This window comes from Allobosea sp. TAB14 (assembly GCF_052113865.1).
GTDB classification, from domain to species: Bacteria; Pseudomonadota; Alphaproteobacteria; order Rhizobiales; family Beijerinckiaceae; genus Allobosea; species Allobosea spartocytisi.
Genome location: NZ_JBFRDQ010000322.1, coordinates 1 through 2,283, shown reverse-complemented (window position 1 = coordinate 2,283; position 2,283 = coordinate 1). Strand labels below are relative to the sequence as shown.

Below are 2,283 nucleotides of genomic sequence, written 5' to 3'. Positions count from 1 at the left end.
GTGCGATCCTGAAGGAAGGGCTGGGCGGCCTCCGCGCGAGCCAGCCAGCTATCGATCGCGCGGGCTTCGATACCGAGATCGTCCCRCAGAAGATGCGCGACCTTCCAGGCGGAGGCCGCGCCGATGACCCTCCAGCCCGCTTCGGTCCAACTCTGCGAGACGGGAGCGAGCAGAGTGGTCTTGCCGACGCCAGGCGCGCCTTCGATGATGGTCAAAGCGGCCGCTCGCGTCGCCTCGCGGGCGGCCTCGGCCTGCTCGGCATTGAGGCCGGCGGAGGCAATGAGAGCTTCGACCCGCGCCTGGTCTGGAGCCCGTGCGACGTGGGACGCTGCGAGCGCCTTCGCACGGCTCGAAAGATCGCGTTCCAGAGCGATCAATTCTGGTGTGGAATAGATCGGATGCGGCCAGCGCCGGTCATGACCGAGCGCGACGACCGTGCCGGATGTAGCGAGACGTTCGACCTCGTGCTTGGCGCGTTCTGCGCCAGCTCCGGTACCAACCAGGGTCGCGGCCACTTCAGCGACGAGGTGACGATGCTCAAAAACGCTCTGAGTTTCGGTGAGCCTGCGCGGTACGGCATCGACTCGCTCGCGGATCAAGGCCTCGAGATTCGCAGTGCTCAGGATGTGGCTTTTTGCCCGCCCATGCTGGCGGACCGCCTCTATCACTTTGACGGGATTGAACCCGCGGTTGACGGCGATGCTGCGCCAGAGTGCATGGCGATCCCGCGGACCATCTTCGGATTGGAGCTTGGAACGGCGGGTGCTGCGTGCCTTGGCGGCGGCGAGTGCAGGAGCATCGGCGCTATTCTCGATGCCGGCAGCCGCCAGCTCTTCCTCGATCTCGTGACGACGGGCGGAGAAATATCGACATAGGTTCTGGTCGATGCCTGCGACCTCGAAGAGGCCGTTAGAGCCGGTGTTGTCGATGGCCAGGCCAAGTCGCTGCAGGCCGTATGCGAGTTCGGCATGATACACCGCTCCCGCCGCCATTTTCCACGCAAACAGAGCTTGTCCGTCGAGTGCGCCAAAGCTGCCGTCGGCCCGCGCTGAAAATGCCAGGACGCAGGCGTGATGATGCAACGCACTGTCGGCAAAGACGGCTCCGTCCTCATGCTCGGCTGGTCGCGCCTCACCATGACGGAATGCCGCGACCGTGAGTTGGACCGGCTCGCGAATTTGGCCGTTTTTGCCACGCCTGCAGAAAGCGGCGTTGCGGTCGAGCAAGGCTATCGCGGCTTCGACCGCCTGCTCCTGCGCTCGCTCGATTTCGCGACGCAGCTCTTCATCGCCCAGAGCCCAGAGGACCGAGACGGATTTTGGGGCGGAAAAGGTGACATCGTATCCGGCGACCCGCYCCACCTTGCCGCCGCTATTGGTCAGCAGCGATGCACCACTCTGATCGCGGGCGGCGTGCAGGCGCTCGAACAGGTTCCGTTCGACGACCGTGCCGGCGCTGACGCCGAAGCCCGGACCAGCCGTCAGCCACCGCCCAGCAGGCTCGCGGCCACTGAGATAATATTCGGTCTGGGAGGTGTAATAGCTGGCCGATGTGCCGGCTGCGATCGTCGCGACCAAGGGATGCCTCTGCGGTGAAGAGGCATCCGAATTACGGGGTGGGCTGTTCGGGCGTTGGGAAATGAATAGCTGAAATACAAAACGGCCGCCCGGAGGCGGCCGTCGCAAGGTAGATCGGTCTATTCTGCCCAACTGTCGGTCAGCCAGGGCGCAGGCTCGAAGGCTGGGCGTCGCCGGGGCCAGATCGTCAAGGGAACTTCGACATGGGCAACAGTCGCGAAGCCGAGCACTATGGCTCGCAGCCACAGGCGTCCGCCCTTTTCGAAGGTTCCGAGGTCATCGGCAATGGCGGACGGGGCAATCACCGGCTCGTTAACRATTTCATGGGCATCCTTGATGCCAGCCCGCAGTTCCTCAGAGGTCGCTTCGCGGTCTCGTCGGAGTTCACGCTTGCCGATCCAGTTCTCGCTTACCCGATGCGCTGTCTCACCGTCTTCCAGGGCGAGGACGCAGCGAATCCCGAGCCGCGCTTCGATCAGACGAGCCTTGGTCTGACCGTAGAGCTCTTCGAGCTGGCCGAGGTCCTGCAAGGTCGCGATCGTCGTTACGCCGGCCTCCCGGCCAAGGGCCAGCAGCCGCGGCAGATGCTCGGCGGCGATCCCGAGCTCGGGAAACTCGTCGAGGACCATCGCATAGCTGCCGGCACCCGAAGAGCGGCGTTCCGGGCTGAGCACGAAGGCACCTATTGCGTCGATAAGGTGTGCGC

General features: G+C 64.5%; 2 protein-coding genes. Both read right to left on the bottom strand.

What is annotated here, in order from left to right; all coding sequences use genetic code 11:
• Positions 1-1,577 (bottom strand): MobF family relaxase (gene mobF / locus AB4Y99_RS27120; protein WP_441525521.1); only part of this gene is annotated, 1,577 nt, incomplete at its 3' end.
• A 119-nt stretch (positions 1,578-1,696) separates the two neighbouring features.
• The coding region (locus AB4Y99_RS27115; protein ID WP_441525520.1) for a TraM recognition domain-containing protein at positions 1,697-2,283 on the bottom strand (587 nt) is incomplete at its 5' end.